General features: G+C 56.4%; 17 protein-coding genes. 8 read left to right on the top strand and 9 right to left on the bottom strand.

What is annotated here, in order from left to right; translation table 11 throughout:
• Positions 1-87: 87 nt before the first annotated feature.
• From pldA to rhtC, 3 genes are all read left to right on the top strand, one after another.
• Complete coding sequence (pldA, locus tag FHN83_RS10660; RefSeq protein ID WP_139563810.1) at positions 88-948, top strand: phospholipase A; 861 nt, start codon at positions 88-90, stop codon at positions 946-948.
• Positions 949-1,039: 91 nt separating this feature from the next.
• On the top strand, positions 1,040-2,869 hold the full coding sequence (gene recQ / locus FHN83_RS10655) for an ATP-dependent DNA helicase RecQ (RefSeq protein ID WP_138370969.1): 1,830 nt from the start codon (positions 1,040-1,042) through the stop codon (positions 2,867-2,869).
• Between the two features lie 61 nt (positions 2,870-2,930).
• Positions 2,931-3,551, top strand: a complete 621-nt coding sequence (gene rhtC, locus FHN83_RS10650) for a threonine export protein RhtC (RefSeq protein WP_139563809.1) — start codon at positions 2,931-2,933, stop codon at positions 3,549-3,551.
• On the opposite strand, the gene rhtB is transcribed toward rhtC, so the two are convergent.
• Positions 3,548-4,168, bottom strand: coding sequence for a homoserine/homoserine lactone efflux protein (gene rhtB / locus FHN83_RS10645; RefSeq protein ID WP_139563808.1), 621 nt, complete (start codon positions 4,166-4,168; stop codon positions 3,548-3,550). The genes rhtC and rhtB overlap by 4 nt on opposite strands.
• Positions 4,169-4,277: 109 nt before the next feature.
• On the opposite strand from rhtB, the gene pldB reads away from it, so the two are divergent.
• The 3 genes from pldB (at position 4,278) to FHN83_RS10630 (ending at position 7,078) form a co-directional block, all read left to right on the top strand.
• Positions 4,278-5,270, top strand: a complete 993-nt coding sequence (pldB, locus tag FHN83_RS10640) for a lysophospholipase L2 (protein ID WP_139563807.1) — start codon at positions 4,278-4,280, stop codon at positions 5,268-5,270.
• A gap of 25 nt (positions 5,271-5,295) precedes the next feature.
• Positions 5,296-6,096, top strand: a complete 801-nt coding sequence (yigL, locus tag FHN83_RS10635) for a sugar/pyridoxal phosphate phosphatase YigL (RefSeq protein WP_139563806.1) — start codon at positions 5,296-5,298, stop codon at positions 6,094-6,096.
• An 82-nt stretch (positions 6,097-6,178) separates the two neighbouring features.
• Positions 6,179-7,078, top strand: a complete 900-nt coding sequence (locus FHN83_RS10630; protein ID WP_039031199.1) for a carboxylate/amino acid/amine transporter — start codon at positions 6,179-6,181, stop codon at positions 7,076-7,078.
• Here FHN83_RS10630 and metR read toward each other — a convergent pair.
• The gene (gene metR, locus FHN83_RS10625; protein WP_072036703.1) at positions 6,966-7,919 is read right to left on the bottom strand and encodes an HTH-type transcriptional regulator MetR; all 954 of its coding nucleotides are present in this window, start codon (positions 7,917-7,919) and stop codon (positions 6,966-6,968) included. The two genes, FHN83_RS10630 and metR, sit on opposite strands and share 113 nt — an antisense overlap.
• 116 nt (positions 7,920-8,035) lie before the next feature.
• Between metR and metE the strand changes: the two genes are divergently transcribed.
• On the top strand, positions 8,036-10,297 hold the full coding sequence (gene metE, locus FHN83_RS10620; protein WP_139563805.1) for a 5-methyltetrahydropteroyltriglutamate--homocysteine S-methyltransferase: 2,262 nt from the start codon (positions 8,036-8,038) through the stop codon (positions 10,295-10,297).
• An 89-nt stretch (positions 10,298-10,386) separates the two neighbouring features.
• On the opposite strand, the gene FHN83_RS10615 is transcribed toward metE, so the two are convergent.
• The 7 genes from FHN83_RS10615 to FHN83_RS10585 form a co-directional block, all read right to left on the bottom strand.
• Complete coding sequence (locus tag FHN83_RS10615; RefSeq protein ID WP_255296685.1) at positions 10,387-10,830, bottom strand: Shiga toxin A subunit; 444 nt, start codon at positions 10,828-10,830, stop codon at positions 10,387-10,389.
• Positions 10,831-11,199: a tlde1 domain-containing protein gene (locus tag FHN83_RS10610; protein WP_138370965.1), complete on the bottom strand. Its 369-nt coding sequence runs from the start codon at positions 11,197-11,199 to the stop codon at positions 10,831-10,833.
• Positions 11,196-11,693 (bottom strand): Hcp family type VI secretion system effector, encoded by a 498-nt coding sequence (locus FHN83_RS10605; RefSeq protein WP_139563804.1) that lies wholly within the window; start codon positions 11,691-11,693, stop codon positions 11,196-11,198. Before FHN83_RS10605 ends, FHN83_RS10610 begins: the two co-directional genes overlap by 4 nt.
• 267 nt (positions 11,694-11,960) lie before the next feature.
• A complete protein-coding gene (locus tag FHN83_RS10600) occupies positions 11,961-12,797 on the bottom strand; it encodes a PRD domain-containing protein (RefSeq protein WP_138370963.1) in 837 nt (278 codons plus the stop codon).
• 23 nt (positions 12,798-12,820) lie between these two features.
• Positions 12,821-14,284: a glycoside hydrolase family 1 protein gene (locus FHN83_RS10595; protein WP_139563803.1), complete on the bottom strand. Its 1,464-nt coding sequence runs from the start codon at positions 14,282-14,284 to the stop codon at positions 12,821-12,823.
• Positions 14,284-16,095 carry a beta-glucoside-specific PTS transporter subunit IIABC gene (locus tag FHN83_RS10590; RefSeq protein ID WP_139563802.1) on the bottom strand — a complete coding sequence of 604 codons (1,812 nt, stop codon included), beginning with the start codon at positions 16,093-16,095 and terminating at the stop codon, positions 14,284-14,286. The genes FHN83_RS10595 and FHN83_RS10590 overlap by 1 nt, the downstream gene beginning before the upstream one ends.
• Positions 16,096-16,275: 180 nt before the next feature.
• Entirely contained in the window at positions 16,276-17,082 is an 807-nt protein-coding gene (locus tag FHN83_RS10585; RefSeq protein ID WP_139563801.1) for a dienelactone hydrolase family protein, read from the bottom strand.
• 251 nt (positions 17,083-17,333) lie between these two features.
• Here FHN83_RS10585 and udp point away from each other — a divergent pair, with 251 nt between their 5' ends.
• Positions 17,334-18,095, top strand: coding sequence for a uridine phosphorylase (gene udp, locus FHN83_RS10580; RefSeq protein ID WP_039031192.1), 762 nt, complete (start codon positions 17,334-17,336; stop codon positions 18,093-18,095).
• Positions 18,096-18,153: the final 58 nt, after the last annotated feature.

Below are 18,153 nucleotides of genomic sequence, written 5' to 3'. Positions count from 1 at the left end.
GCGCAGGTGAAGCCACTAATAATTAAATATGTTAAAAGGGATCCAAATAATTCTTCATTAAAACGCTTTTGCAGGAGAGCATCACCGATGCGGACATATCTGGCCGGGCTAACGGCGGCGGCTGCGCTGCCCTTTACGGCATTTGCACAGGAAGCGACAACGCAGGAGGTGCCTGCCGTGCGGGGCAGCATCATCGCTAACCTGCTGGAGGAGCACGATAATCCTTTCACGCTCTATCCTTACGACAGCAATTATCTGATCTATACCGCCACCAGCGACCTCAACAAAGAGGCGATCAAAACCTACGACTGGGCCGACGATTCGCATAAAGATGAGGTGAAATTCCAGCTGAGTCTCGCCTTCCCGCTGTGGCGCGGCATTCTGGGGCCGAATTCCATTCTGGGTGGCTCCTACACGCAGAAATCCTGGTGGCAGTTATCCAACAGCGATGAATCCTCGCCGTTTCGTGAAACCAACTACGAGCCTCAGCTGTTCCTCGGCTTTGCCACCGATTACTCGCTGGCGGGCTGGACGCTGCGGGACGTGGAGTTTGGCTATAACCATCAATCCAACGGTCGCTCCGACCCGACGTCACGCAGCTGGAACCGTCTCTATACCCGCCTGATGGCGCAGAACGGTAACTGGCTGGTGGAGGTGAAGCCCTGGTACGTGGTGGGCAATACCGACGATAACCCGGATATCACCAAATACATGGGCTACTACCAGCTGCGGGTGGGGTATCAGCTGGGCGAGGCGGTGCTGAGCGTGAAGGGGCAGTACAACTGGAACACCGGCTATGGCGGCGCCGAGATGGGCGTCAGCTACCCGCTGACCAAACATGTTCGTCTCTATACGCAGGTCTACAGCGGCTATGGCGAATCCCTGATCGACTACAACTTCAACCAGACCCGTGTCGGTGTGGGCGTGATGCTGAACGATCTTTTCTAGCCTCCTCGAATGTTTTTGTCTTAAACGTTGAAGTTTCTCTCGCAGGCGCTGAAAATAGCGCCTGTTTTTATTTCGGGCAAATGGGGTTGATGTGGTGCAGGCGGAAGTCGTTAATCAGGAGTCGCTGGCTAAACAGGTTTTGCATGAAACCTTTGGCTATCACCAGTTCCGCCCGGGCCAGGAAACCATCATCAACACCGCCCTTAAGGGCCGTGACTGCCTGGTGGTCATGCCGACCGGTGGCGGCAAATCGCTGTGCTATCAGGTTCCCGCGCTGGTTCTGAATGGCCTGACGGTGGTGGTTTCACCGCTGATCTCGCTGATGAAAGACCAGGTCGACCAGCTGCTGGCAAACGGCGTGGCGGCGGCCTGTCTTAACTCCACCCAGACCCGCGAGCAGCAGCAGGAGGTGATGGCCGGGTGCCGTACCGGGCAGGTTCGTCTGCTGTATATCGCCCCGGAACGCCTGATGCTGGATAACTTCCTTGACCATCTGGCCCACTGGAACCCGGTGCTGCTGGCGGTGGACGAAGCGCACTGTATTTCCCAGTGGGGGCATGATTTCCGTCCGGAATATGCCGCGCTCGGCCAGCTGCGTCAGCGTTTCCCCGAGCTGCCGTTTATGGCGCTCACCGCTACCGCCGACGACACCACCCGGCTGGATATCGTGCGCCTGCTGGGGCTCAACGATCCGCTGATTCAGGTCAGCAGCTTCGACCGTCCGAATATCCGCTATATGCTGATGGAGAAGTTCAAGCCGCTCGATCAGCTGCTGCGCTATGTCCAGGAGCAGCGCGGTAAGTCCGGCATCATCTACTGTAATAGCCGGGCGAAGGTCGAAGACACCGCCGCCCGTCTGCAAAGCCGCGGGTTCAGCGCCGCCGCCTATCATGCGGGGCTGGAAAACCACATTCGTGCCGACGTGCAGGAGAAATTCCAGCGCGACGACCTGCAGATCGTGGTGGCCACCGTCGCCTTCGGGATGGGCATCAACAAGCCGAACGTGCGCTTTGTGGTGCATTTCGACATCCCGCGCAATATCGAATCCTACTATCAGGAGACCGGCCGCGCCGGGCGTGACGGCCTGCCTGCCGAGGCGATGCTGTTCTACGATCCGGCGGATATGGCCTGGCTACGCCGCTGCCTGGAGGAGAAGCCCCAGGGGGCGCTGCAGGATATCGAACGCCACAAGCTCAACGCGATGGGCGCGTTTGCCGAAGCGCAAACCTGCCGTCGTCTGGTGCTGCTGAACTACTTTGGCGAGGGCCGACAGGAGTCGTGCGGCAACTGCGATATCTGCCTCGATCCGCCGAAGCAGTATGACGGCCTGATGGACGCACGTAAGGCGCTCTCCACCATTGGTCGCGTCAACCAGCGCTTCGGGATGGGCTACGTGGTGGAAGTGCTGCGCGGGGCTAATAACCAGCGTATCCGCGAGATGGGGCATGACAAGCTGCCGGTCTACGGCATTGGCCGCGAGCAGAGCCACGAGCACTGGGTCAGCGTGATCCGCCAGCTTATCCACCTCGGCTTTGCCACCCAGAATATTGCCCAGCATTCGGCGCTGCAGCTCACCGAAGCCGCCCGTCCGGTGCTGCGCGGTGAGGTCGAATTACAGCTCGCCGTGCCGCGCGTGGTGGCGCTGAAACCGCGGGTGATGCAGAAATCCTACGGCGGCAACTATGACCGTAAGCTGTTCGCCAAGCTGCGTAAGCTGCGCAAAGCCATCGCCGACGAAGAAAATATCCCGCCGTATGTGGTGTTCAATGATGCCACCCTGATTGAGATGGCCGAGCAGATGCCGCTCAGCGCCAGCGAAATGCTCAGCGTCAACGGCGTCGGAACGCGCAAACTGGAGCGCTTTGGCAAAGAGTTTATGGCGCTTATTCGCTCCCATGCCGATGGTGATGATGAGGAGTAGTCAGCCCGGCAAAAAAGTGCCAGGATGATTGCTCCCTGAACTATTCCCCCGCGAGTTAATTATGTTAACCCTGTTTCTGACCGTGGCGCTGGTGCATATTGTGGCGCTGATGAGCCCTGGCCCCGACTTTTTCTTCGTTTCACAAACGGCGGTGAGCCGTTCGCGCAAAGAGGCGATGATGGGCGTGCTGGGCATTACCCTTGGCGTAATGGTCTGGGCCGCTCTGGCACTGCTGGGCCTGAACCTGATCCTCGCTAAGATGGCCTGGCTGCATAACATCATTATGGTCGGCGGCGGTCTGTATCTGTGCTGGATGGGTTACCAGATGCTGCGTGGGGCGTTTAAGAAAGACGATCACGAAGCGCCAGAGCCAAAAATGGAGCTGGCGGCTGGCGGACGCAGCTTCGTGAAAGGGCTGCTGACCAACCTCGCCAATCCAAAAGCGATTATCTATTTCGGGTCGGTATTTTCACTGTTCGTGGGTGAAGACGTCGGCGCCGGTGCGCGCTGGGGCATTTTCCTGCTGATCGTGGTGGAGACCTTCGCCTGGTTCACCGTGGTGGCAAGCCTGTTTGCGCTGCCGTCGATGCGTCGTGGCTATCAGCGTCTGGCGAAGTGGATTGACGGCGTTGCCGGCGCGCTGTTCGCCGGCTTCGGCATTCACCTGATCCTGTCGCGTTAAGCGTGCCTTGCTGAAGCCAGCAGCGCGCCTACCAGCATAAACAGCGAACCAAACACTTTATTCAGGGCCTTCATCTGGCGAGGCCCTTTAATCCATACCGCAATCCGCGTCGCCAGCGTCGCATAGCCAATCATCACAATGATATCCACCACGATGGTCGTTACGCCGAGCACCACGTACTGCATGATCTGCGGCTGGTGCGGCACGATGAACTGCGGAAACAGGGCAGCCAGAAAGACGATGCTTTTCGGGTTGGTCAGATTCACAAACACCGCCCGTTTAAACAGCTTGCCCCGGCTTTGCGTGTGGGCGAGCGTGTTCAGATCGAGTGCTCCCGCGGCGCGCCACTGCTGAATACCCAGCCAGATAAGATAGGCGGCCCCGGCCCATTTCAGCACTTCGAAGGCCAGCACCGAACGGGAGAACAGCGTGCCGAGCCCCACGCCCACCAGCACGATGTGAATGCCCAGCCCGGTCTGCAACCCGGCAATCGATGCCGCTGCGCCGCGATAGCCGTGGTTCATGGCGGTGGTCATGGTATTGATCGCCCCGGAGCCCGGCGAAAGGCTGAGGATAATGGATGTCAGCAGGTAAGCGAACCACCACTCGAAGGACATTTGAAACTCCCGAATCGTCTATTTTTATGCCACAATACGCTAATGTTACGTCATTATGCGGCCTGTCCCGAAAAAACGATATTCCTTGGCTTACAGGGGCGTAAACCCGATGTTTCAGCAGAATAAAGACTGGGAAACGCGAGAAAAGGCATTTGCTGCTTTCTCCATGGGGCCATTGACCGATTTCTGGCGTCAGCGTGAGGAAGATGCGTTTACGGGCGTCGGGGATATTCCGGTACGCTTCGTTCGTTTCCGTGATGAAAAAAATGACCGGGTGATTGTAGTCTGCCCCGGGCGTATCGAAAGTTACGTCAAATATGCCGAGCTGGCGTACGATCTGTTCCATCTGGGTTTTGATGTGTTAATTATCGACCATCGCGGACAGGGGCTTTCCGGTCGGATGTTGCCGGATACCCATCGTGGTCACGTGGATAACTTCAGTGATTACGTCGACGATCTGGCCGCATTCTGGCAACAGGAAGTGCAGCCCGGCCCGTGGCGCAAGCGCTATATTCTTGCGCACTCCATGGGCGGTGCTATTTCTACGCTCTTTTTGCAGCGCTACGATCACCAGTGCGATGCCATTGCGCTTACCGCGCCGATGTATGGCATTGTGATACGTTTTCCGGACTGGATGGTGCGCCATCTTCTCGACTGGGCTGAGGGCCATCAGCGCATTCGTGAAAGCTACGCCATCGGAACAGGGCGTTGGCGGGCTTTGCCTTTTGCCATCAACGTCTTAACTCACAGCCAGCAGCGTTATCGCCGTAACCTGCGTTTCTATGCCGATGAACCGCGCTTGCGCGTTGGCGGCCCCACCTGGCACTGGGTTCGCGAAGGCATACTGGCAGGGGAACAGGCGCTGGCGGGTGCCGGTCAGGACGACACGCCAACGCTCATCCTTCAGGCTGAAGAGGAGCGGGTGGTGGATAACCGCATGCACGACCGCTTTTGTGAACTGCGAGCCGCAGCCGGACACCCTTGTGAAGGGGGTAAACCGCTGGTCATAAACGGCGCGTACCATGAGATCCTTTTCGAAAAGGACGCCATGCGCTCAGTCGCACTCCACGCCATCGTCGACTTTTTCGGCAGGCATAACTGATATTCACCAGAGGTTAAATTTTTCTATGTACCAGGTTGTCGCGTCTGATTTAGATGGCACGCTGCTCTCTCCCGACCACACTTTATCGCCTTACGCGAAAGAGACCTTAAAACTCCTGACCGCCCGTGGCGTGAACTTTGTCTTCGCTACCGGCCGCCACCACGTCGATGTGGGGCAGATCCGCGATAATCTGGAGATCAAATCTTACATGATCACCTCCAACGGTGCCCGCGTGCACGATCTGGACGGGAATCTGATCTTCACCCATAACCTCGATCGCGACATTGCCACCGATCTGTTCGGTATCATGCATAACAGCCCCGACATCATCACTAACGTGTATCGCGATGATGAGTGGTTTATGAACCGTCACCGCCCGGACGAGATGCGTTTCTTCAAAGAGGCGGTCTTTAACTATTCGCTGTATGAACCGGGCCTGCTGGATCCGGAAGGCATCAGCAAAGTGTTCTTCACCTCCGACAACCACGAAGCGCTGCTTCCACTGGAGCAGGCGATTAATGCCCGCTGGGGCGACCGGGTTAACGTCAGCTTCTCCACGCTGACCTGTCTGGAAGTGATGGCGGGCGGTGTCTCCAAGGGGCATGCCCTGGAAGCGGTGGCTAAACGTCTGGGCTTTGATCTGCGGGACTGCATCGCCTTTGGCGACGGCATGAACGACGCCGAGATGCTGTCGATGGCGGGTAAGGGCTGCATCATGGAAAACGCTCACCAGCGCCTGAAAGATCTCCACCCGGAGCTGGAAGTGATCGGCACCAACGCTGACAACGCGGTGCCAAAATACCTGCGTAAGCTGTTTCTTGAATAATCTTCACCTGGTTATTTAACGTTCAGTTGTCAACCGAAGAGTTCGCTACAATGCCTGTCCATCTTTTCAAGAGACAAGCATTGTGGCGCTACTCATTATCACCACTATCCTGTGGGCCTTCTCTTTTAGCCTGATCGGCGAATACCTTGCCGGCCATGTCGACAGCTACTTCTCGGTGCTGATGCGCGTGGGGCTGGCGGCGCTGGTGTTCCTGCCGTTCCTGCGTACGCGCGGGCAAACGTTGAAAACCATTCTGCTCTACATGCTGGTGGGGGCGATGCAGCTCGGCATCATGTATCTGTTCAGCTTCCGGGCTTACGTCTACCTGTCGGTATCGGAATTCCTGCTGTTCACCGTTCTCACCCCGCTCTATATCACCCTGATTTACGATCTGCTCAGCAAACGCCGCCTGCGCTGGGGCTATCTGCTGAGCGCGGCGCTGGCGGTGGTGGGCGCGGCGATCATTCGCTACGACAAAGTAAGCGACCATTTCTGGACCGGGCTGATGTTCGTCCAGCTCGCCAATATCAGCTTTGCCATCGGCATGGTGGGCTACAAACGTCTGATGGAAACCCGTCCGATGCCGCAGCATAACGCCTTTGCCTGGTTCTATATGGGAGCGGCAATCGTTGCGGTTGCGGCGTGGTTCATGCTGGGGAACCCACAGAAGCTGCCGACCACCACGCTGCAGTGGAGCGTGCTGGTGTGGCTGGGCGTAGTGGCATCGGGGCTGGGTTACTTCATGTGGAACTATGGCGCCACGCAGGTGGACGCCGGGACGCTCGGGATTATGAACAACGTTCACGTCCCTGCGGGCCTGCTGGTGAACCTCGCCATCTGGCAGGAACAGCCGCACTGGCCTAGTTTCATTATTGGGGGGACGGTGATCCTGGCTTCACTGTGGGTACATCGCCGTTGGGTCGCTCCGCGCTCCGGACAAATGGCAGATGATCGCAAGCGTGATTCCGCGCTGAGCGAATAAAGGCTTCGGTAATCGGTTGTCGCTGCTCGCCGTCGCGCACGGCGGCGTACAACCGGCTCCACAATCCCTCGCCCAGGGTTTTGGTCACCACCAGACCCTGGCGTTCAAAGCTCTCCACCACCCAGTGCGGCAGCGCCGCGATACCCATTCTGGCCGCCACCATCTGAATCAGCAGCAGGGTGTTATCCACGCTTTTCAGCTGCGGGCTGATGCCGGCCGGCTGCAGGAAGTGACGCCAGATATCCAGACGACTGCGCTGAACCGGGTAGATCAGCAGCGTTTCGGTCGCCAGATCTTCCGGCGTAATGCGCGTTCTGGAGGCCAGCGGGTGATCCGGGGCCAGCACCAGGCGCACTTCAAAATCAAACATTGGCGAATAGTGCAGGCCACTGCGCGGCAGAATATCCGAGGTCATGACCAGATCCAGCTCGCCCTGCTGGAGGGAGGGCTGTGGATCAAAGGTCACCCCGGATTTAAAGTCCATCTCCACCTGCGGCCACCGCTGGCGGAAGTTCTCAAGCGCGGGGGTCAGCCACTGGATACAGCTGTGACACTCGATGGCGATGCGCAGTCGGGTCTGCTGCGGTTCATGGCAGGCCTGCAACGCGCTGGCGATCTGCGGCAACACCTGATTCGCCAGCTGCAGCAGGATCTCACCCTGCGGCGTAAAGCGTAGTGGCTGACTCTTACGCACAAACAGACGAAAGCCAAGGCGCTGTTCCAGATCGCTGAACTGGTGGGAAAGGGCGGACTGGGTCTGATGCAGCGTGGCCGCTGCCGCCGCAAGAGAACCGCAGTTCCGCAACGCCTGGAGCGTTTTCAGGTGTTTAATCTCGATCATGAATGTCCTTCACTTCGCCATGAGCAATTTGCGCTTGAGGAATATACAGTACCTTCACATTATGGAAGTGTAAACATCTGGACGGCTAAATCCTAAAAATTCACAGGGGACATATCATGACAATCATTAATCACACCCTCGGTTTCCCGCGCGTCGGTCTTCGTCGCGAGCTGAAAAAAGCGCAAGAGAGCTACTGGGCGGGCAGCGCCACCCGTGACGAGCTGCTGGCCGTCGGCCGCGAGCTGCGCGCCCGTCACTGGGATCAGCAAAAACAGGCAGGCGTGGATCTGCTGCCGGTGGGCGATTTCGCCTGGTACGACCATGTTCTGACTACCAGCCTGCTGCTTGGCAACGTGCCGGCTCGTCATCAGAACAAAGATGGATCGGTCGATCTTGACACCCTGTTCCGCATTGGCCGTGGCCGCGCCCCCACCGGTGAACCGGCAGCCGCAGCGGAAATGACCAAATGGTTCAACACCAACTACCACTACATGGTGCCGGAATTTGTGAAAGGCCAGCAGTTCAGACTGACCTGGACCCAACTGCTGGACGAAGTGGACGAAGCGCTGGCCCTGGGCCACAAGGTAAAACCTGTTCTGCTGGGGCCGGTCACTTATCTCTGGCTGGGCAAGGTGAAGGGCGAGCAGTTTGACCGCCTGAGCCTGCTGAATGACATCCTCCCGGTGTACCAGCAGGTGCTGGGCGAGCTGGCAAAACGCGGCGTGGAGTGGGTACAGATCGACGAGCCGGCCCTGGTGCTGGAGCTACCGCAGGCGTGGCTGGATGCCTTCAAACCGGCTTACGACACCCTCGCGGGTCAGGTGAAGCTGCTGCTCACCACCTATTTTGAAGGCGTCACGCCGAACCTCGACACCATCACCGCGCTGCCGGTGCAGGGCCTGCACGTTGACCTGGTGCAGGGTAAAGATGATGTGGCGGAACTGAATGCCCGCCTGCCGTCCGACTGGCTGCTCTCTGCGGGTCTGGTAAATGGTCGTAACGTCTGGCGTGCCGATCTGACCGAAAAATATGCTCAGATTAAAGACATCGCAGGCGTTCGTGATCTGTGGGTGGCCTCATCCTGCTCTCTGCTGCACAGCCCGATCGATCTGAGCGTCGAAACCCGGCTGGATGAGGAAGTGAAGAGCTGGTTTGCCTTCGCCCTGCAAAAGTGTGAAGAGCTGGCCCTGCTGCGCGATGCGCTGAACAGCGGCGATACCACGGCGATTACCGCGTGGAGCGCGCCAATCCAGGCCCGTCGCCACTCGACCCGCGTGCACAATGCGGCGGTGGCGAAGCGTCTGGCCGCTATCACCGCTCAGGACAGCCAGCGCCAGAGCGCCTATGAAGTGCGTGCTGAAGCCCAGCGCGCGCGCTTTAAGCTTCCGGCATGGCCGACCACCACTATCGGCTCCTTCCCGCAGACCACCGAGATCCGCGGCCTGCGGCTGGACTTCAAAAAGGGCAACCTGGATGCGGGCAACTACCGCACCGGCATCGCTGAACACATCAAACAGGCGATTGTGGAGCAGGAGCGCCTGGGTCTGGACGTGCTGGTTCACGGCGAAGCCGAGCGTAACGACATGGTTGAATACTTCGGTGAACACCTGGACGGCTTCGTCTTTACCCAGAACGGCTGGGTGCAGAGCTACGGCTCCCGCTGCGTGAAGCCGCCGGTGGTGATCGGCGACGTCAGCCGCCCGGAAGCGATCACCGTGGAGTGGGCGAAGTATGCCCAGTCCCTGACCGACAAGCCGGTGAAGGGCATGCTGACCGGTCCGGTGACCATCCTCTGCTGGTCCTTCCCGCGTGAAGACGTGACCCGTGAAACCATCGCCAAGCAAATCGCCCTGGCGCTGCGCGATGAAGTGGCGGATCTGGAAGCGGCGGGCATCGGCATTATCCAGATTGACGAACCGGCGCTGCGCGAAGGTCTGCCGCTGCGTCGCAGCGACTGGGATGCCTATCTGGCATGGGGCGTGGAGGCCTTCCGCATTAACGCCGCGGTGGCCAAGGATGATACCCAGATCCACACCCACATGTGTTACTGCGAGTTCAACGACATCATGGATTCCATCGCCGCGCTGGATGCCGACGTGATCACCATCGAAACCTCACGGTCCGATATGGAGCTGCTGGAGTCGTTTGAAGAGTTCAACTACCCGAACGAAATCGGGCCGGGCGTATACGACATTCACTCCCCGAACGTGCCCAGCGTAGAGTGGATCGAAGCCCTGCTGCAGAAAGCGGCCCAGCGTATCCCGGCCGGGCGCCTGTGGGTGAACCCGGACTGCGGCCTCAAAACCCGCGGCTGGCCAGAAACCCGCGCCGCGCTGGCGAACATGGTTAAAGCAGCGCAGAATTTGCGCCAGGGTTAATCCCGGCGGCACGATTGCCGGGCGGCGCATTCGCTTGCCCGGCCTACGATTCGCTGCCGTTGTAGGTCCGGTAGGGCCTTTCAGAGAGATTAAAATTCTCTTGATAGCACAATATAACCATTAAACCTGACAGAACATTCGTCTTTATTTATAAGGCTGGAAGCAATAAAGACATCTTTCTTCATTTCTTTATTAATGTATGAATATTTTGCTGTAAGTGATTGGGTGTTGTTTTCGTAATAGCTATCAAGATAAGCACTCTGAGGTATATTCGCTTTACCCTGTGTCATAGCACTTTCATAATCAAATCTGGCAAGTGTTGCAGCATACAGCCTGGATACGGGAGAAATATCGATAATATCAACGACTGTTTTGTTTCGATGAATAGTCGAAGTGTCAATCTGTAAATCACGAGATAGCGCATTGAATAAAGTTGTTTCCATTGTCGCTCCGACAATAGCACATCTATTACTTTGCGCTTGTGAGAACAGAGGAATAATGATTATCATACACAAGAGTATTTTATTAAGCATTTAATCCTCCACGACTAATATTTTATCACTGCTTGCAGCGATAATTTTACGACCAGAAATATTCAGAATGATACAACCATCGGATGCTTCCCCCGGATGCAATGAACTTTCTCCATGTATCATGAAACTATCCCTGCCGCACATGTCATTCCCGTCATAAGGTGTTAGCCTCATTGTCCATGCTTTAGTTTTAGGGTGATAGAAGGCAGCCCCAATGGTATAGGTTCCTCTTGGCAACGGGCCTTTATTTTTTACACACTCATATTCAGAATTATTCTTAAAGCCAGGCCTACCCGCATACTGGCCATCAAATTGATAGGTGCCATCCAGATAAAAAGAATGTGAACTAACTTTATAAACCCAGGTCATACTCTGGCCTCCTGCTTGGCATCCCAGCTATCTGAATGAATAATATTTCCATCCAGGTAATGCCATGTGATTTTTTCATAAGCCAAATAAAAAGCTTCAAGATGATTATGTCTTTCAAAGGTGGCGTTTTTGATGTCGAACATTAATGGCTCTATTCCATTCACTCTGACATCCATCATCGTTATCCGGAAGTACTCTTCTTCCTGACCATTATGGTTTATATGATAAAATTTAAGTTCTGCTTGCTTGAATTTACTACCGGTAGATACGCCTTTATAAAGGTAAGGTGAAGAACTATCTATTTCTTTAATTAAAGCAAAATCACCATGAATTCGTTTGCCAGTAATTTTACCGGTAAGGTTGTCTATGGGAAGATCGACAGAATGCATAAACTCTACAATTTCAATGCTTCCTTCTCTTCCTCGTATATCAACGGAACCTTTAATCTGATTGCCTGCGTAATCTGTTAACCAAAGATAGACTTGAATAGCCATCTTATAACCTCCTGTTTTAAGAGTAGATATTAAAATCAGCGTACGCCTGACATGCCGAATAGAGAACCCTAAAAGTCTGGTTAATTTCTTAAAGCGTTTGTATTTGGTGATGGCTCACAAAATCAGGCGGCGAACATGGTGAAGGCGGCGCAGAATTTGCGCCAGGGTTAATCCCGGCGGCACGATTGCCGGGCGGCGCGTTCGCTTGCCCGGCCTACGGTTCGCTGTCGTTGTAGGCCCGGTAAGGCGTAGCCGCCACCGGGCATTTTACGCCTGCCCGTCCATCAGGCGGCTGATATGAATGCTTAACCACGTCAGCTCATCTTTCGGCAGGGTGAGCTGATATTTATCCTGCACGTAATCGCGGATCGCCCATGCCACGGTCATCGCGTCCGGGCGGTGGCGCATCAGCTCCTGATAAAAATCTTCGGTCTCGCTGAGGGCGATTTTCCCGGCCAGTACCCGCTCCGCAAAGTAACGCAGATGGGTGATAAAGCGCATGTAGTTAACCGACCGGGTATCGACGGCTTTGCCCAGTTTATAGCGCACGATATCGGCGATGCGGTTGACCAGTTCAACCTGCTGATGAGCGGTGCTGTCGTCGTCCTGGCTGCTGGCGTTGATCAGATGAAAGGCGATGTTTACCGCCTCGTCTTCAGGTAACGCAACGTCAAACTTCTCATTGACCTGCGCGCGCGCCTGCAACCCCACGCTGTACTCCTGCGGATAGTAGCGCTTCACTTCCCAGCTCAGCTTATTCAGGATCGTCTGCCCGCTCCGGCTGCGCTCAACCGCAAAATGCAGATGCTCCGCCAGGGTAAACAGCAAGACGGAATTGAGCTTATCCCCGCACAGGCTGCGCGCGAGGGTAAGAATGTCATGGCTAATGTCGAAGAAGGCCGCAGGAATAGTGTCCGTCAGGGATAAAAAATGGCGGGATTTAAGATCGCTCAGCGGCAGGAACACTTTCTCCACCTGCGTCAGGTCGATATTGGTACCGGGTTTCGCTCCAAAGCCGATCCCCTTGCCGAACAAAATCATCTCCCGCTGGTCGTTGTCGACCAGCAGCATACTGTTATTAAGCGACTTTTTTATCGTTATCACGGTTATTCCTGCGGCATGGCCGGTTAGCTCATGTCTGCGCCATTGCTGGCGATCACTTTTTTGTACCACCAGAAGGAGTCTTTTTTCAGGCGTTTTAGCGTGCCGTTGCCTTCATCATCCTGATCGACATAGATAAAACCGTAGCGCTTGGACATCTGCGAGGTGCCCGCACTGATAATGTCGATGCATCCCCAGGTGGTGAATCCCATCACATCCACCCCTTCATTAATAGCTGCCAAAGTTTGCTCGAAGTGGGCGCGGAAATAGTCGATACGGTAGCTGTCGTGGATCTCGCCGTTTTCGACCACATCCTTCGCGCCCAGACCGTTCTCAACGATAAACAGCGGCTTCTGGTAACGGTCGTATAGCTCCAGCAGGGAGATTTTCAGCCCGACAGGATCGATCTGCCAACCCCATTCGGACGCGGGCAGGTAGGGGTTTTTCACCCCGAGAACGGTATTGCCCGGGATGCGCTCAACGTCCGGCTGGGTCGATTCGGTCATCGACATGTAGTAACTAAAGGAGACGAAGTCGACGGTATGATCCTTTAAAATACGCCGATCGTCGGCCTGCATCTGGATCTGGATATCCCGACGCGCAAGATCGCGCAGGATCAACGGCGGATATTCGCCAAATACCTGAACGTCGGCGTAGAAGTAGTTCTCCAGATTCTTTTTCAGCGTCGCTTCCACATCTTCGGGACGACAACTGTGGGGATAGGTCGTGAGCTTGGTCAGCATGCACCCGACCTGGCTACCCGGGATTTTGGCATGGCAGTCGCGTGTCACCAGCGCAGAGGCGACAAACTGGTGATGCAGCCCCTGGTAGATATCCTGCTGCGCTTTGCCGGGGGCGCTTTTCTCTTCGCGGATGCCCGCGGTGGTAAACGGGTGGCGGTGGATACTGTCGATCTCATTGAACGTCAGCCAGTAGCGCACCAGCTCTTTGTAGCGGTCAAAACAGACGTTGCTGAAGCGCACGAAAGCATCCACCACGTTGCGGTGCACCCAACCGTTATATTTTTCGCTCAGGGCCAGCGGCATCTCGTAGTGAGAAAGCGTCACCAGCGGCTCAATATTATGGCGACGCAATTCGCGGAACATGTCTTCATAAAACTGCAGTCCCGCCTCATTGGGCGCGCTGTCTTCGCCGGTGGGGAAGATACGTGACCAGGCGATGGACACGCGCAGCACCTTATAGCCCATCTCGGCAAACAGGGCGATATCATCCTTATAGTGGTGATAAAAATCGATGCCGCGGCGTTTGGGATAGCGCGCGTCGCTTTTACCTTCAAACGCGTCGCGGATATTCTCGTCCGTCAGCGCCATATGGCCACTGTAATCCTTCACGGACAGGTTGGGCTTCCAGGTGATGGCGTCAGCGACGGACGGCCCTTTGCCATCCACATTCCATGCCCCTTCGGCCTGATTGGCGGCTATCGCGCCGCCCCATAAAAAACCTTGCGGAAACGGGAGGGATTTTTCCATTACACGGACTCCTTAAGCGTCATGATGATATGCGGGTCTGGATTCTTATCGTCGGTATTACCTGGTGTCAGCGAAAAGCGTTCGCCGTTAGTGACCACCATCATCACCACCGGATCGAGCCCGGCGGCCGTGATGGTATCAAGAGAAAATTCAATGAGCGTGTCGCCGCTCTTCACGTGCTGGCCTTCCACCACCCGTGGGGAAAAGCCTTCGCCCTGCAGTCTGATGGTGTCGATACCAATGTGGAAAATCAGCTCGACGCCCGCATCGGTGAGCAGGCTCAGCGCATGGCCGCTTTCAAATACGTTCACGATGGTTCCATCCGCCGGGGCACGCAGCACCCCCTGAGAAGGGATAATGGCGATCCCATCGCCCATGATCTTGCGGGAGAAAACGTCATCGTTAACCTTCTCAAGCGGGATGATTTGCCCCTCGACCGGACGGGTGAAACTCAGCGCGTCGCTTTTTTCAGGCGCTTTATCGCGCCAGAGCAGCAGAGCGCTGATAAACGCCACGGCAAAAGATAACCCTGCCCCGGCGAAGGCCCAGACGATATTCATGGCGTTATCCGGCGAGACAAACATCGAGATGCTGGCAAGCCCAGGGCCGACGAGCGCAAAGGCCTCAATCGCCATCCAGCCGATAAATGCCCCGCCCACGATGCTGCCGAGGATCACGCTGTAGAGCGCTTTTTTATTCAGCAAAGTGACGCCATAGAGTGCCGGTTCGGTAATGCCGAACAGCGCGGAGATCCCGGCGGAGAAGGCGGTGGATTTCAGCACCTTATCTTTGCTTTTGAGCGCAATCGCCAGACAGGCCCCGGACTCGGCAATGTTGTGCGCCAGAGAGGCCGGCAGATAGAGCATCTCGCGCCCGAACTGGCTCATGGAGGCCACGGCGTACGGCAGCATCGGCTTGTGCATCCCGGCGGCGACCATAAAGGGCAGGGCGGCGGCCAGCAGCCCGGTTGCCACAAAGCCAAGTTTGCCGTACAGCCACAAAATCACCGTTGCCAGACCAGCACCTAACTCATAACCCAGCGGCCCCAGGATCAGCAGCGTGACCGGGACCGTCACCAGAAGAGAGAGCATCGGCGAGAGGAAAATGCGCAGCGCGCCGGGGGAATAGCGGTTAAATAGCTTCTCCGTCTGGGCGTAAAAGAGTACGCACAGAATGGCGGGGAAGACCTGCGATGCATAGGCCACGTTGCGCAGATCAAACGACATGAACGCCGTGCCGTCTGCCAGCTGTTTGGTCATTGCCGGCAGCACCATGACGGAGACCGCCGAGACGGCAACCAGCACGTTCACCTTCAGCTTCATCGCCGTGGTGATCGCCACCAGAATGGGCAGGAAGTAGAGTGGCGCAGAGCCGATGTTATCCAGCACCTTGTAGGTTGAACTGTCGCGGCTGAGCCAGCCCATGACGTCCAGCAACAGCAGTAGCGACTTCAGCACGCCGCCACCGGCAATGGCAGGCACCAGCGGCTGAAAAACGCTGATGACGAAATCGACAATCTGCGCGCCACGCGAGGTTTTAGCCGCCGCGTGTTGGCCTGCGGACTGAGGCGACCCCACCAGCGAGCGCACCGCTTCAAAAACCTGCACCACGTCATGACCGATAATCACCTGACACTGCACGTTCACCCGCACGCCCAGGACGCCGTCGACCTTTGCCAGTGCCGTCTCATTGACCTTGTTATTGTCATACAGGCTCAGCCGCAAGCGGGTAGAGCAGTGTTCGATATGTTCGATATTCTCAGCACCGCCGACCTGGGCGATGATTTCCAGCGCTGTTTGCAAGTGGTTCATGTTCTGGCCCCTGTCTCCAGAGCAAAAAAAAAGACCTGAACCCCCTCTGCGCTCGAAAACGGAGAGGGGGTTCAGGTCTTGCCTACGGATCGTAGTTACACGCCTGTGGTTTTTATATCGTCCGGATTGTGATTAAAAGTCAAACGGTCACGTCTCTTTGCGTATTGAAATGTGAGCCGCTTAACTTTTTTTACCGCCGTACTGGCGGAACCACGCCAGCATTCGCTGCCAGCCATCTTTCGCTGACTCTTCGTGATAGCTCGGACGATAATCGGCATTAAACGCGTGTCCCGCGCCCGGATAGACCACAATCTCCGCCGTTGCGTTTGCCGCCCGCAGGGCATGACGCATCGTCTCGACGGTATCCAGCGGAATGCCGGTGTCTTCGGCACCATAGAGCCCAAGCACGGGGGCGTTTAAATCGGTGGCAATATCAACCGGATGCTTCGGTGAATTCAGGGTCTTCTCGCCGACCAGCTTGCCATACCACGCCACGGCCGCTTTCAGCTGCGGGTTGTGCGCGGCATACAGCCAATTGATGCGCCCGCCCCAGCAGAAGCCGGTCGCCAGCAGGCGATGGGGATCGCCGCCATTGCGCGCTGCCCAGTTGGCGACGTGATCGAGATCCGCCAGCACCTGTGCGTCCGGCACTTTGCTCACCAGGTTGCTGAACAGGGTGGGGATGTCGCTGTACTCGTTCGGATCGCCCTGGCGGAAATAGAGCTCCGGTGCGACCGCCAGATACCCTTCCAGCGCCAGACGACGGCAGAGGTCGCGAATATGTTCATGCACGCCGAAAATTTCCTGAATCACAATGACGATCGGCAGCGGCCCTTCCGCCTCTTTTGGCCGGGCATGATAAGCGGGCATATTGTCGCCCTGAGTCGGAATGGAGGTCTCTCCGGCGGAAATCGCATCGCCGGCGGTGGTGACTACGGTTGACGTTTGTAGGTCAGCAGCAGGTGCAAATCCAGTTTTTCCAGTCATGGCATTCTCCGTACCAATTAGCGCAAAGGTAAATATAGTCCGCAGGTTATCAATCCACAGTGCCCGAAACAGGCTATCTTTTGTGCAAGCGTGATCGATATAACTTGTTAATGTGATGTTAGTCACATTTTTGTGGTAATTAACTGCAATCAATTTCATTCCCGGTGATGTCTGTCACGAAAATAAGCTGTTTGCTTCGGTAAAGTACCGCTTTGCTTCTGCTGACAAACTGACCCACAGAGGAGTTTTCTATGTCTAAGTCTGATGTTTTTCATCTCGGCCTCACTAAAAACGATTTACAAGGGGCTACGCTCGCTATCGTCCCTGGCGATCCAGAGCGTGTGGAAAAGATCGCCGCGCTGATGGATAAGCCGGTTAAGCTGGCATCTCATCGTGAATTCACCACCTGGCGCGCAGAGCTGGACGGAAAACCGGTGATCGTCTGTTCAACCGGTATCGGCGGTCCGTCTACCTCTATCGCCGTTGAAGAGCTGGCGCAGCTGGGCATCCGTACTTTCCTGCGTATCGGTACCACCGGCGCAATCCAGCCGCATATCAATGTTGGCGACGTGCTGGTCACCACGGCGTCCGTTCGTCTGGATGGCGCAAGCCTGCACTTTGCGCCGATGGAGTTCCCGGCAGTGGCCGATTTCGAGTGCACCACCGCGCTGGTGGAAGCGGCGAAATCCGTTGGCGCAACCACCCACGTGGGCGTAACCGCCTCGTCTGACACCTTCTACCCGGGCCAGGAGCGCTACGACACCTTCTCCGGTCGCGTGGTTAGCCGCTTCAAAGGCTCGATGGAAGAGTGGCAGTCCATGGGCGTGATGAACTATGAAATGGAATCCGCCACGCTGCTGACCATGTGCGCAAGCCAGGGTCTGCGTGCCGGTATGGTTGCAGGTGTCATTGTTAACCGGACTCAGCAAGAGATCCCGAACGCCGAGACCATGAAGCAGACCGAAAGCCACGCGGTGAAAATCGTGGTGGAAGCGGCCCGCCGCCTGCTGTAATTCTCCCCTTTTCTACGCTAAAGGCCGACCCGTTCGGCCTTTTTCTTTGCGTAACGCC

Origin of the sequence: Leclercia adecarboxylata (assembly GCF_006171285.1) — a bacterium.
GTDB classification, from domain to species: Bacteria; Pseudomonadota; Gammaproteobacteria; order Enterobacterales; family Enterobacteriaceae; genus Enterobacter; species Enterobacter barmai.
This window is presented reverse-complemented; position numbering and strand designations above follow the sequence as displayed.